The sequence below is a fragment of the Bradyrhizobium sp. CB82 genome, from assembly GCF_029714405.1.
Taxonomy (GTDB): Bacteria; Pseudomonadota; Alphaproteobacteria; order Rhizobiales; family Xanthobacteraceae; genus Bradyrhizobium.
On sequence record NZ_CP121650.1, the window covers coordinates 1,785,154 to 1,797,286 of the forward strand.

Annotated in this window: 13 protein-coding genes and 1 pseudogene; 11 read left to right on the forward strand and 3 right to left on the reverse strand. The window is 66.6% G+C overall.

Going from position 1 to position 12,133, the window contains the following annotated elements; genetic code table 11:
* The first annotated feature begins 3 nt into the window (after positions 1–3).
* Together QA640_RS08555 and QA640_RS08560 are read left to right on the forward strand one after the other, a co-directional pair.
* On the forward strand, positions 4–828 hold the full coding sequence (locus tag QA640_RS08555) for a dienelactone hydrolase family protein (RefSeq protein WP_283040266.1): 825 nt from the start codon (positions 4–6) through the stop codon (positions 826–828).
* A gap of 268 nt (positions 829–1,096) precedes the next feature.
* Positions 1,097–1,246, forward strand: a complete 150-nt coding sequence (locus tag QA640_RS08560; protein WP_283040267.1) for a hypothetical protein — start codon at positions 1,097–1,099, stop codon at positions 1,244–1,246.
* Positions 1,247–1,509: 263 nt separating this feature from the next.
* Here QA640_RS08560 and xseA read toward each other — a convergent pair whose 3' ends face one another.
* Complete coding sequence (gene xseA / locus QA640_RS08565; protein ID WP_283040268.1) at positions 1,510–3,144, reverse strand: exodeoxyribonuclease VII large subunit; 1,635 nt, start codon at positions 3,142–3,144, stop codon at positions 1,510–1,512.
* A gap of 124 nt (positions 3,145–3,268) precedes the next feature.
* Between xseA and QA640_RS08570 the strand changes: the two are divergent.
* The 5 genes and pseudogenes from QA640_RS08570 to QA640_RS08590 form a co-directional block, all read left to right on the forward strand.
* A pseudogene (locus QA640_RS08570) lies at positions 3,269–3,409 on the forward strand (alpha/beta hydrolase); the annotation flags it as partial.
* Positions 3,406–3,540 carry a hypothetical protein gene (locus tag QA640_RS08575; RefSeq protein WP_283040269.1) on the forward strand — a complete coding sequence of 45 codons (135 nt, stop codon included), beginning with the start codon at positions 3,406–3,408 and terminating at the stop codon, positions 3,538–3,540. The pseudogene QA640_RS08570 and the gene QA640_RS08575, both read left to right, overlap by 4 nt.
* A 4-nt stretch (positions 3,541–3,544) precedes the next feature.
* On the forward strand, positions 3,545–3,844 hold the full coding sequence (locus QA640_RS08580; protein ID WP_283040270.1) for a transcriptional regulator: 300 nt from the start codon (positions 3,545–3,547) through the stop codon (positions 3,842–3,844).
* A 195-nt stretch (positions 3,845–4,039) separates the two neighbouring features.
* Complete coding sequence (gene purD, locus QA640_RS08585) at positions 4,040–5,323, forward strand: phosphoribosylamine--glycine ligase (protein ID WP_283040271.1); 1,284 nt, start codon at positions 4,040–4,042, stop codon at positions 5,321–5,323.
* Between the two features lie 151 nt (positions 5,324–5,474).
* Positions 5,475–6,380 carry an alpha/beta hydrolase gene (locus tag QA640_RS08590; RefSeq protein WP_283040272.1) on the forward strand — a complete coding sequence of 302 codons (906 nt, stop codon included), beginning with the start codon at positions 5,475–5,477 and terminating at the stop codon, positions 6,378–6,380.
* On the opposite strand, the gene QA640_RS08595 is transcribed toward QA640_RS08590, so the two are convergent.
* Entirely contained in the window at positions 6,377–6,835 is a 459-nt protein-coding gene (locus tag QA640_RS08595; RefSeq protein WP_283040273.1) for a nucleoside deaminase, read from the reverse strand. The genes QA640_RS08590 and QA640_RS08595 overlap by 4 nt on opposite strands.
* Positions 6,836–6,954: 119 nt before the next feature.
* Between QA640_RS08595 and QA640_RS08600 the strand changes: the two genes are divergently transcribed.
* Together QA640_RS08600 and rsmD are read left to right on the forward strand one after the other, a co-directional pair.
* On the forward strand, positions 6,955–8,892 hold the full coding sequence (locus QA640_RS08600; RefSeq protein WP_283040274.1) for a pseudouridine synthase: 1,938 nt from the start codon (positions 6,955–6,957) through the stop codon (positions 8,890–8,892).
* 178 nt (positions 8,893–9,070) lie between these two features.
* Positions 9,071–9,628 carry a 16S rRNA (guanine(966)-N(2))-methyltransferase RsmD gene (gene rsmD, locus QA640_RS08605; RefSeq protein ID WP_283040275.1) on the forward strand — a complete coding sequence of 186 codons (558 nt, stop codon included), beginning with the start codon at positions 9,071–9,073 and terminating at the stop codon, positions 9,626–9,628.
* Between the two features lie 78 nt (positions 9,629–9,706).
* Here rsmD and mutL read toward each other — a convergent pair whose 3' ends face one another.
* Positions 9,707–11,515, reverse strand: a complete 1,809-nt coding sequence (mutL, locus tag QA640_RS08610; RefSeq protein ID WP_283040276.1) for a DNA mismatch repair endonuclease MutL — start codon at positions 11,513–11,515, stop codon at positions 9,707–9,709.
* On the opposite strand from mutL, the gene QA640_RS08615 reads away from it, so the two are divergent.
* Positions 11,514–11,816 carry a hypothetical protein gene (locus QA640_RS08615; RefSeq protein ID WP_283040277.1) on the forward strand — a complete coding sequence of 101 codons (303 nt, stop codon included), beginning with the start codon at positions 11,514–11,516 and terminating at the stop codon, positions 11,814–11,816. The two genes, mutL and QA640_RS08615, sit on opposite strands and share 2 nt — an antisense overlap.
* Complete coding sequence (locus tag QA640_RS08620; protein ID WP_283040278.1) at positions 11,813–12,121, forward strand: hypothetical protein; 309 nt, start codon at positions 11,813–11,815, stop codon at positions 12,119–12,121. Before QA640_RS08615 ends, QA640_RS08620 begins: the two co-directional genes overlap by 4 nt.
* Positions 12,122–12,133 lie beyond the last annotated feature (12 nt).

Consider the following 12,133-nt stretch of genomic DNA (forward strand, 5'->3'; position numbering starts at 1 on the left):
CCGATGCGCCTTCCGTTCACCCTCCTTTTCGCAATGCTCCTGATGTCGGCCGCGCGCGCCACGCCCGCGCTCGCGCCGCAGGCGATCGAGATTCCGCTCGCATCGGGAACACTGCACGCGCAGCTCTACAAGCCCGACGGCGATGGCCCGTTTCCGACCGTGATCGCGCTGCATGGCTGCGGCGGCCTTGGCGGCCATTCCGATCCCGTGCTGCCGCGCTATCGCGACTGGAGCGAGCAATTGCTCAAGGCCGGCAATGCGGTGCTGTGGCCCGACAGCTACGGCTCGCGTGAGCTCGGGCCGCAATGCCGCGTCAAGGAGGTGCGCGTCAAGGCGCGGCGCGAGCGCGTTGCCGACATCGCGGTCGCGCGCGGCTGGCTGATGAAGCAGCCCTGGGTCGCGCGCGACCGCGTCAGCCTGATGGGTTGGGCCAACGGCGCGAGCGCGCTGCTCTGGGCCGTGCGCCCACAGAACGCCGGCCGTGACGCTGCGCCGGATTTTCGCGCCGCGATCGCGTTCTATCCGGACTGTCGCATCTCGGCGGGGCTCGGGTGGAGCACGCGCGTGCCGACCCTGCTCCTGATCGGCGGCATGGACGACATCTCCTCGCCGCCGGCCTGCCGCCAGATGGTGGACGGTGCCTATGGCCGCAGCGCGCTGGCGCGCATCGTGGTCTATCCCGGCGCCTATCACGATTTCGACCGCGCCAACCTGCCGCTGCATGCGTCTGCGACCGAGGCGGAAACGCCCGATCGCGGCCATGTCGGCACCGACACCGAGGCCCGCGCGGATTCGCAGAAGCTGGTCGCGGAGTGGCTGGCGCGGTGAGGGACGTACTGTAGGTCCCGTAGCCCGGACGGAGCGTAGCGAAATCCGGGAATCCCGGACTACGCTTCCGTCCGGGCTACTCGCGACAGTTCCTCAAGCGGGGCCGCCCGAGGAACAGCGTCGTTGCGGACAGCCCCGCATCGACCACCGCCCTGCATAGGTCGTCGTGGCCGACAGGTAGAGCTACGGATTGCGCAGACGCCGGTTTCAGCGCAAATCCCGCAGCCTGTCATAGTTCGACCACGATGTCGGCTAAACGCCATTCACCATGATGAACCGTTTCTTCCTGTTCTCTTCCGCGCTGGTCGTCTTCTCGATCGCGATCCTGCTCTATGAGGCCCACGCCGGCGTGCCGATGGCCGCACCGGAACATTGCGGCTTCTGGACCACGATGGATGCGGGATTGTCCTGCCGCTGAGGAACACGATATCGCGCCACAGCGCTCACTGTGCTCCCTCCCCCCTTGCGGGGGAGGGCTGGGGAGGGGGGTAGCCCAGGAAAAGGTGTTGGCTGCACGCTAGTAGTAGCAACACCGGAGTCGTTCAACACCGGAGAGAGCGTGCCGTGTGGCACCCCCTCCCTAACCCTCCCCCGCAAGGGGGGAGGGATCGCAGCGGTGAGTGCGGCGAGTACCCGATTTTCGTTGCGACGAAAACTGAGATCGTCCCGCCGCCGCTGCGCTCAGAATAAGCTTCCCTGATCCACCGGCTTCGCAACGCGCTTCGGTGCCGGCTTTGTCTCGCGCGACGCCGGCTTCGGCTGCGCGGGCGTGCGTGCCTCAGGCGCCGGCCGGTCCGCGTCCGCGGTCGCGCCAACGCGTCCATCGGCGAACTCGATCTCGAGCCGCGCGGCCGGGCCGATGGCATCCGCGGCATGCACGGGATGTCCGGCCTCATCGCGCACCAGCGCAAAGCCGCGCGCGAGCACGCCGCGGTAGGACAGCGCGGAGAGCAGTTTTCCGCTGTTCTCGACGCGCGCATCGAGCCGCTGCAAGAGCGTTGTCAGTGCGCGCTGGGCGCGCTCGGAAAGCCGGTGGGTGCGCTCGCGCTGGCGAGCGATCGCATTGCGCTGCGCCTGCGCATTGGAGAACATCGAGGCGCGTAGGCGAACCTCGAGCCCGGTAAAGCGGTCGCGCCGCTGTCGCAACAAGGATCGCGCGGAGAGGCCGAGCCGTTCGCCGCACACGGTGAGGCGATGATCGGCCTGCGCGATCTGGCCGTGCAGCACGCGCAGCGTCAGCCGCGCGCTGGTCGCGGCGAAACGGCGGAAATGCGCATGCGTATTGGCCTTGAGCCCGCGGGGAAGGGCGGCGCCCGCGGAATCCAGCCGCTGCCGCGGGATCGCCAGGAGATCGCTCGCCGCGGGCAGGGCGCGCGCCGCCGCGCGCAGCTCGTTGCGGCGGCTCTCCTGGCCACGCTGCCAGCAGGCGCGGGTGCGCCGGGCGAGGTCGGCGACCTCGACGAACAGATCGCTACGCACCGGCACCGCCATCTCGGCCGCTGCCGTCGGCGTCGGCGCGCGCTTGTCGGCGGCGAAATCGATCAGCGTGATGTCGGTCTCGTGGCCAACCGCCGAGATCAGCGGGATGATGCTATCGGCGGCTGCCCGCACCACGATCTCCTCGTTGAACGACCACAGATCCTCCAGCGAGCCGCCGCCGCGTGCCACGATCAGTACGTCGGGCCGCGGAATCTTGCCGCCCTCCGGCAGCGCATTGAAGCCGCGGATGGCAGCTGCGATCTGCTCGGCCGAACCTTCGCCCTGCACCTTGACCGGCCAGACCAGCACGCGGCGAGGGAAGCGGTCCTCCAGGCGATGCAGGATGTCGCGGATCACGGCGCCGGTCGGCGATGTCACGACGCCGATCACTTCCGGCAGCCAGGGCAGAAGCTGTTTGCGCGCCGCGTCGAACAGGCCTTCGGCCGCGAGCTTCTTCTTGCGCTCCTCCATCAGCGCCATCAGCGCGCCGATGCCGGCGGGCTCGAGCGCCTCGATCACGATCTGGTACTTCGAGGTGCCGGGATAGGTGGTGAGCTTGCCGGTCGCGATGACCTCGAGCCCCTCCTGCGGTTTGAAGCGCATCCGGCTGTGCATGCCCTTCCAGATCACCGCCTCGATCTTGGCGCTCTCGTCCTTGAGCGCGAAATAGCAATGCCCGGAGGAATGCGGGCCGCGAAAACCCGAGATCTCGCCGCGGACCCGGACATGGCCATAGGTGTCCTCGACCGTCCGTTTCAGGGACAGCGAGAGCTCAGAGACGGTGAATTCGGGCGTGTTGAGCAGGGGTTCCGCGGGCATCGGCAAACGATTCGGCATTTGGGGATCGATACTGACGTTAAGGATTTTCGCCCGGAAGCGCCAATCGGCAGATTGATGGAAAGAGTACTCTGTATTATAGAGTTATCTGTTTTGGTTCGTCCGACGGAATTTGAGCCATGGAGCCGAGGCCGTGCAGGCGATCAAACCGACGGTCGACGTCAAGGTGCTCGAAGTCATCAACCACATGGGGATCGTCACCAATCCGAAGGCCGTCTCGGCAATCGCCGAAGACGCCGCAACACACGGGAGCGGCCAGTCATGATCGACAGCAAGCAGGCCTCCGAAGCGCTCGCCCAGATCGACGACATCGTCCAGCGCGTAGGGCAGTCGCGGATCTACGGTATCGCCAGCCAGATCATGATCGTCGGCGGCCTCTGGATGCGACGGAGCTAGTGCCATGGCCGAGCTCGACGACATCATCCACCAGCCGCTGCGGCTCAAGATCATGGCGGCGCTGAACACGCTGCCGGGGGCGACGGGCCTGGAATTCTCCCGGCTGAAAAAGCTGACCGGCGCCACCGATGGCAATTTGGGTGCCCATATCGAGACGCTGGCCAAGGCCGGCTACGTCTCGGTGGACAAGGCCTTCGTCGGCAAGAAGCCGCAGACCACCGTCACCGCCACCGCCGCCGGCCGCGGCGCGTTCGCGCGGCATGTGGCGACCTTGCAGGAGATCATTGCGGGAAAGCAGCCTTAGCCTCTTGTCATTCCGCGGCGTCGCGAAGCGACGATCCCGGAATCCATCGCACCACTAACTCTGCGGCTGAATGGATTCCGGGCTCGCGCCCATGCGGGCACGCCTCGGGAATGACGAGAGTCTGGGCGCCCCTCTTGAGACGGGCGCGGATTCGTGCGACCGACGCGTCCGGCACACCCCCGTTTTGAGACTCGCATGCACATTCTCCTGCTCGGTTCCGGCGGCCGCGAACATGCCCTCGCATGGAAGATCGCGGCGTCCCCTCTGGTGACCAAGTTCTGGTGCGCACCGGGCAATGCCGGCATGGCGCGCGAGGCTGAATGCGTCGCGCTCGACGTCGCCGACCACGCCGCCGTGATCGATTTCTGCAAGACGAATGCGGTCGAACTCGTGGTGGTTGGCCCGGAGACGCCGCTTGCGGCCGGCATCGTCGATGACCTCGCCGCCGCCGGCATCAAGGCGTTTGGCCCGAGCAAGGCTGCCGCGCAGCTCGAAAGCTCGAAGGCATTTACGAAAGCGCTGTGCTACGAATTCGGCATTCCCACCGGCGCCTACAAGCGCTTCACCAACGCTGCCGACGCACTCGCTTATGTCCACAGCCAGGGCGCGCCGATCGTGGTCAAGGCCGACGGTCTTGCCGCCGGCAAGGGCGTCGTGGTCGCCAAGACCATGCGCGAGGCGGAGGACGCCGTCGCCATGATGTTCGACGGCGCGTTGGGCGAAGCCGGCGCCGAGGTCGTGATCGAGGAATTCTTGCCCGGTCGCGAGATCAGCTTCTTTGCGCTGTGCGACGGCGAGACCGCCATTCCGCTGGCCACCGCACAGGACCACAAGCGCGTGTTCGACCATGATGTCGGCCCGAACACCGGAGGCATGGGCGCCTATTCGCCCACGCCGCTGGTGACGCCCGCGATCCACGACGCGATCATGGCAAAGATCGTCCTGCCGACGGTCGCCGGCATGAAGCAGCGCGGCACGCCGTTCCGCGGCGTGCTCTATGCCGGGATCATGCTGACGACGCAGGGTCCAAAGCTGTTCGAGTTCAACGTCCGCTTCGGCGATCCCGAGTGCCAGGTGCTGATGCTGCGCATGATGTCGGACATTGTGCCGGCGCTGCTGGCTTCCTGCGACGGGCAACTCAAGAACTTCGATCTGCGCTGGTACCCGGAATCCGCGCTCACGGTCGTGATGGCCGCGAAGGGCTATCCGGGGAATTACCAGAAGGGCACCCGCATCGATGGGCTGGATGAAGCCGCTAAGGTCGACACCGTCGAGATCTTCCACGCCGGCACCGTCGCCAGGGACGGTGCGATCCTCGCCAATGGCGGCCGCGTGCTCAACGTCTGCGCGCTCGGCAAGACCGTGACCGAGGCGCAGGCGCGCGCCTATCAGGCTGTCGATCGGATCCGCTGGCCGGACGGCTTTTGCCGCCGCGATATCGGCTGGCAGGCGGTGGAAGCGGAGAAGTCCAAGGACTGACAGCGGTTTTTCCGGCCGGCGCGCATCGGGAAGCCTCCTTATCGGCAACGCCCGGGCTCCTTTGCATGGGGTTGTTTTTGATATTTTGGTTGGCGGCGCCCGCGGCCGCTCCAGTGGGCGCCCGGGAACGACAGCCAAGGGGATGAAACTCATGTCCGATCTCGCCGACCTCTACCCGGGCTTTGCCTCCGAATGGATCAACACCTCCTCGGGTCGCATCTTCGCGCGCGTCGGCGGCAAGGGTCCGCCGCTCCTGCTGCTGCACGGCTTTTCCGAGACCCATGTGATGTGGCATCGCGTGGCACCTGAACTCGCGGACGCCTTCACGCTCATCATCGCCGACCTGCCGGGCTACGGCTGGTCGGACATGCCGGGCAGCGATGCCGAGCATACGCCCTACAGCAAGCGCGCGATGGCCAAGAGCATGGTGGAGGCCATGGAGCAGCTCGGCCACGTGCATTTCGCGCTCGCCGGCCACGATCGCGGCGGACGTGTGTCCTATCGCCTCGCGCTCGATCATCCCGGCCGGCTGTCGCGTCTCGCGGTGCTCGATATCCTGCCGACCTATGATTACTGGGAGCGCATGAACCGGCAATACGCGCTGAAGATCTATCACTGGACCTTCCTGGCGCAGCCCGCGCCCTTGCCGGAAACGCTGATCGCGAGCAACGGCGAGTTCTTCCTCCGTTTCAAGATGGCGAGCCAGACCAAGTCGAAGACGCTGGACGCCATCGACAAGCGCGCGCTCGAACATTATCTCGCGCCGTTCCGCGATCCCGCGCGCGTGCATGCGATGTGCGAGGACTATCGCGCCGGCGCCTATTTCGACTACGAGCTCGACAAGGCGGATTTCGAGGCCGCCAACAAGATCACGATCCCGATGCTCGCGCTCTGGGGCAATGCCGGTGTCGCGCAAGCCGCCGCTACGCCGCTCGACACCTGGAAGCGATGGGCGACCAATGTCGAGGGCATGCCGGTGGATTCCGGGCACTTCCTCACCGAGGAGAATCCGGCAGTCACCGCAAAGGCGCTGCGCATGTTTTTTCTCGCGAACTAGCGGCGTTCGCGAAAGAACTCGCGCAACAGCCGCGCGGCCTCGCTCTCGCCGACCGCCGAATAGACCTCGGGCGTGTGATGGCAGGTCGGGGAGGCGAAGAACCGCACCCCCGACTCGACCGCGCCGCCCTTGGGGTCGGCCGCGCCGTAATAGAGCCGCCGGACCCTTGCAAAAGAGATCGCGCCCGCACACATGGTGCAGGGCTCCAGCGTCACGTAGAGGTCGCAATCGACCAGCCGCTCGCTGCCGATCTTCTTGGCGGCTTCGCGCAGCGCGATGATCTCGGCATGGGCCGTGGGGTCATGGTCGGTCAGCGTCCGGTTGGCGGCGGTCGCGATGACCTCGTAATTGCGCACCACGACGCATCCGATCGGAACTTCGCCCGATTTTCCGGCATTTTCGGCCGTTTTGAGTGCCAAATCCATGAAAGAAGGGGCTTTCATGCCTCGTATCATCGCCAGAAACCTGCTACTAGCTCCGCCTTCAGCAAGAGTGGATACCGATTTTGCCTGAGCATGCGGCTCGGAACGAGCGCGCACAATGCTTTCTGGCCACCCCTTAAGTGAGATTATTCATGCCTCGCGACAGCGACAAAGACAACGATTCCCGCGGCCGGCGCGATCGAGGCCCGCCTAAGGGCCGCAGCGGCAAGCCGCGCGGCCCCGAGAAGAAGTTCGCCAAGCGCGGCTTTGCCGGCAGGGGCGATCGCGACGAGCGCCCCTCTCGCGGCGACCGCGACAGCCGCCCATTCCGTCGCCGCGAGGACGGCGATGCACCGCGCCGCGACTATGGCGACCGGCCGCGCTTCAAGCGCGATGACCGCGGTCGCGAGGACCGCGGCGAGCGCAGCTTCAAGCCGCGTGGCGATCGCCCGTTCAAGCCCCGCGGAGACCGTCCGCAATTCGCGTCCGACGAGCGCGCGCCGCGCGGCGAGCGGTCCGAGCGGCGGTTCGAGGACCGGAAGTCTTCGCGCGGCGGCTCCGACCGGCCGCGCAGGGACTTTGGCCGAGATCGCGATTTCGAAGGCAAGCGCGACTCCGGAGATCGCAAGCGCGACTCTGGAGATCGCAAGCGCGACTCCGGGGATCGCAAGCGCAACTTCGAAGGCGGAGACCGCAAGCGCAGCTTTGGCGATCGCCCGCGCGACCGTGACGATCGGCCTCGCAAGAACTTTGGCAAGAGCTTTGGCAAGGATTTTGGCGGCCGCGATCGCAGTGACGAAAAGCCGTGGCGCCAGCGCGACGACAGGCGTGAGGGTGGCCGCGGCGAAGATCGGCCGCGTTTCTCGCACTCGCGCGAGCAACGCTTTGGCGAAGACCGTCCCAAGTTCGGCCGGCCGCGGGACAAGCGGCCGGAGGGCCGCATGGACTGGCAGGAGCATCCGCGCAGCGAAGGCCGCTTCCGCGATCGGCCGCGCCGTGACAATGAGGACGACAGCCAGATCTTCACCAAGCGTCCGGCCTTCGGGGGCCGCGGCGCCTATCGCGAGCGCGATCGTGATTTCGACCGGCGGCCGCGTCATGAGGAAGAGCCGAAGCCGAAGAAGGCCGGCGAGCGCATCGCAAAGGTGCTGGCGCGCGCCGGTCTCGCCTCGCGCCGCGACGCCGAGGAGATGGTCACGCAGGGCCGCGTCACCGTTAACGGCCGCGTCATCAACTCGCCCGCGCTAGACGTCACACAGAACGACGTCGTTGCCGTCGACGGCAAGCCGTTGCCGCCGCGCGAGCGCACGCGGCTGTTCCTCTATCACAAGCCGCGCGGGCTGATGACGACGCATGACGACCCCGAGGGGCGTCCGACCGTGTTCGACAATCTGCCGGAAGGCCTGCCGCGGCTGATCAGCGTCGGCCGGCTCGACTTCAACACCGAAGGGCTCTTGCTGCTCACCAACGATGGCGGGCTCGCGCGCACGCTCGAATTGCCCGACACCGGCTGGCTGCGCCGCTACCGCGTCCGCGCCCATGGCGAGATCACGCAGGCCCAGCTTGATGCCTTGAAGAACGGTATCGAGGTCGAGGGCGTCAAATACGGCCCGATCGATGCCACGCTCGAGCGCGACCAGGGCGCCAATGTCTGGCTGGTGTTCGCGATCCGCGAAGGCAAGAACCGAGAGGTGCGCAACGTCTGCGCCCATCTCGGGCTCGAGGTGAACCGGCTGATCCGCGTGTCCTACGGCCCGTTCCAGCTTGGCGAGATTCCCGAAGGCCAGGTCGACGAGATCAAGTCGCGTGTGCTGCGCGAGCAGCTCGGCGACAAAGTGATCGAGAAGTCGGGAGCGCAGTTCGACGTGCCGCAAAAGCCCGCCTCGCGCGATGATGATGCACCGCGCGAGAAGAAGCCGATGAAGCGCGCCGTGATCAACGACCGCAAGGGACGCCGCGTGCTGGTGCAACGTACCGGAAGCGAGGCAGCGCGCGAGCGCAACGAGATGGAAGCGAGCGGTTACGGCCCGCCGCGCCGTCCCAAGCGTGGCTATCACGGCAAGCGCGATCTCAGACCGAAAGACGAGTAAATGCGCGTGGCATTGCGTCATTCACTCAGCTCTCTCTCTTTCCCTCGCCCCTTGCGGGGAGGGGTTGGGGAGGGGGGTGCCCCACGAGAGGTCTACGCTCGTGGCACCCCTTTCCCAACCCCTCCCCGCAAGGGGGAGGGGAGCGCACCGCTTGTGTGGCCACAGGGTGGGCAAACTAATGCGCATCGTCGGCGGACGATTGAAGGGGCGCAATCTCGCCTCGCCGTCCTCGCGCGACATCCGTCCCACGGCGGATCGGTTGCGCGAGTCCGTGTTCAACATCCTCGTGCACGCCTATGACGATCCGATTCGGGAGGCGCGCGTGCTCGATCTTTTCGCCGGCACCGGCGCGCTCGGCATCGAGGCGGTATCGCGCGGGGCGAAATTCACGCTGTTCGTCGACAACGGCGCTGAAGCCCGCGCGCTGTTGCGCAACAATGTCGAGGCGCTGGGCCTGGGCGGCGTGACGAAGGTCTATCGTCGCGATGCGACCGATCTCGGACCCGCGCATCCGGTCGAGCCGTTCTCGCTGGTGTTCCTCGATCCGCCCTACGGCAAGGGCTTCGCTGAGAAGGCGCTGGTCTCATTGCGCGATGGCGGCTGGCTGACGTCCGGCGCGCTGCTCGTCGTCGAAGAAGCGAAGGCAGCGCAATTCGCTGTGCCTGAGGGTTACGAGGAATTGGAGCGGCGCGCTTATGACGACACGGAGTTCGTTTTTCTTCGTAGGGTGGGTTAGCCGAAGGCGTAACCCACCACTTCCGTTTCCGCGGAAACTAAAGAGGTGGGTTACGCTTCGCTAACCCACCCTACAAATTCACCGTCGCCCGAACAGCTTCTCCACATCCGCGAGCTTCAATTCCACATAGGTCGGCCGGCCGTGATTGCACTGGCCGGAGTTCGGCGTCTCCTCCATCTCGCGGAGCAGGGCATTCATCTCCTCCGGCCTGAGCCTGCGGCCCGCGCGCACCGAGCCGTGGCAGGCCATGGTGGCGGCGACGTGCATCAGGCGGCGCTCCAGCGGCAGCGCCTCGTCCCATTCGGCCATGTGCTCGGCGAGATCGCGCAGGAGGCCGCCCGCATCGGTCTTGCCGAGCAGCGACGGCGTCTCGCGCACCGCGACGGCACCAGGGCCGAAGGATTCGATCGCGAGCCCGAACGAAGCCAGCTCGTCGCTGCGTGCGAGCAGCCGCTCCACCGTCGCCTCGTCCAGCTCGACGATTTCGGGGATCAAGAGGATCTGCCGCTGCACGCCATTTTTCGCCAGCGACGCCTTTAGCCGTTCATAGACGATGCGCTCATGGGCGGCATGCTGGTCGACGATGATGAGACCGTCGCGGGTCTGTGACACGATATAAGTCTCGTGGATCTGCGTGCGCGCCGCGCCGAGCGGACGGTCGACCAGATCGCCGGCGGGCTGCGTCTCGATTCTCACATCCGCCGTCGGCGCACCGACGTCGAAGGCCGCCTGCACGCGCTCCGCGAAAGCGGGCGCCGCAGTGCCCTCGAAGGACGGCAGTATCGTCGGGGCGGATGGCGACTGCCGCCAGTCCCAGTTGCCGGGGCGCGGCGTGAACGCGGGACGGAATGACGACAGCGCGCTGCCGCCGCTGTTGGCGGCGGTACGCCGGCCCTCGCGCGCAAGACCTTCTTTCAATCCGTGCACGATCAGCGCGCGCACCAGCCCGGCATTGCGAAAACGTACCTCGGACTTGGCCGGGTGGACGTTGGCGTCGACCTCGCGCGGGTCGAGCGTGACGAACAGCGCCAGCACCGGATGGCGGTCTCGCGGCAGATAGTCGGAATAGGCCGCGCGCACTGCGCCCAGGATCAGCTTGTCGCGCACGGGTCGCCCGTTGACGAAAAGATACTGCCCGAGCGCGTTGGCGCGCGTCAGCGCGGGTGCGGCCGCATAGCCTGCGATCACCACGCCATCGCGCTCGGCATGAACCTCTATCGCATGGCTGCGAAATTCCGCGCCCAGGATGTCGCCAAGCCGCGTCAGCCGGCCTGCGGCGCCGGGCAATGCTGCCGCCCAGGTGACCGGCGCGCGCTCTTCGCCCGCGAGCGTGAAGGCGATGTCGGGCCGCGCCATCGCCAGCCGCCGTACCACCTCGCGGATCGCCTCGGCCTCGGTGCGGTCGGTCTTCAGAAACTTCAACCGCGCAGGTGTCGCGTAGAAGAGGTCGTTGACCTCGACGCGCGTGCCAAGAGCCAGCGCTGCCGGCATGATCTCGGACTTCTCGCCGCCCTCGACCGACAGCGCCCAAGCGTGCGGCTCACCGGCGTGGCGCGTGGTGATCGAAAGGCGTGCGACCGAGCCGATCGAGGGCAGCGCCTCGCCGCGGAACCCGAGCGTGCGGATTTCCAGGAGATCCTCGTCGTCGAGCTTGGAGGTGGCGTGGCGCTCGACCGCGAGCGAGAGATCCCTCGCGGTCATGCCGCTGCCGTCGTCGGTGATGCCGATCCGCCGCCGGCCGCCGCCATCGGAGAAGACGTCGATGCGGCTCGCGCCGGCATCGATCGCATTCTCCACGAGTTCCTTGACCACGCTCGCCGGACGCTCGACCACCTCGCCGGCGGCGATGCGGTTGACAACTTGCTCCGGAAGCTGGCGGACGGGCATGGATTCTCTCAATGACGGCGCAGTTTATCCCCGCCGCGACCCAAATGCATGGGGGAAGTCCGAGCTGCCCACAAACCAGATCCAGATCGTTGTGGGGCTGCATGTGCGGTGCTGCCGCATATGCGGTGACCAATTCCGCGAAATCGCCCCGAAATCCCTCAACGAAGACCACACGAAGCGGATTGCATCACGGCTGCGCCGTTCGCGCTATCCACGCGACGCGCTCGGTTCGGTGCAGGCGAATGGCGCAAGGAAGCATCGCACCGTTCCGTCGCGAATAAAATCCAGGAGAAATGGATGAAGTTGGTGAAGACCTCTGTGATCGCATGCGCTCTCTCGGCCCTCATTGCGGGACCCGTTCTTGCACAAGGTACGTCGACCGACGCCAAGACGCGCGGCACCGTGCAAAGCAAGCCCATGCAGGGCGGCCTGTCCGGCAGCGAAGATGATGATGCGGGCGCGCAGTCGGGAGCTGCGGGCGAGAAGATAGGCATGAAATCGACCAAGGGGACGAAGGGCACCGTCGGCACCACCGGGAGCGCGACGCATAAAGGGGCGGTCGACGATTCCACGTCGGGCGCTGCCGCCACCGGCAAGCGCTACTAACGCCGAGACGCG